Origin of the sequence: Saccharothrix obliqua (assembly GCF_019375475.1) — a bacterium.
GTDB classification, from domain to species: Bacteria; Actinomycetota; Actinomycetes; order Mycobacteriales; family Pseudonocardiaceae; genus Actinosynnema; species Actinosynnema obliqua.
The window spans coordinates 1-331 of sequence record NZ_JAHXGQ010000044.1 but is presented as its reverse complement, the minus strand read 5'-3'; the positions used below and the strand labels follow the sequence as shown (position 1 = coordinate 331).

At 65.6% G+C, this 331-nt stretch carries 1 protein-coding gene; it reads right to left on the bottom strand.

The genetic code is table 11. From position 1 onward, the window contains the following. Window positions 1-331: ribonucleotide reductase barrel domain-containing protein (locus KZQ38_RS35735; protein ID WP_504739580.1), on the bottom strand; the 331-nt coding region annotated here is incomplete at both ends.

Genomic DNA, 331 nt, shown 5'->3' with positions numbered 1-331 from the left:
AGGCCGCCCGACGACAGCAGCTCCTTGGACGACCTGATGCGCGACAGGTTCAAGCCCGCACCCGAACCGCCCTTGAAGATCAAGCCCTCCTCGCGGTACCAGTCGAGGATGGACTCCATCGAGTCGTCGACGGACAGGATGAAGCACGCCGAGACCTGCTGCGGCGAGCTGGTGCCCACGTTGAACCACACCGGCGAGTTGAAGCTGAACACCTGGTGCAGCAGCATCCAGGTGATCTCGTGCTCGAACACCTCCGCGTCACCCGGGGTCGCGAAGTAGCCGTTCGCCGAACCGGCCGCGACGTAGCGCCCGACGACCCGGTCGATCAGCC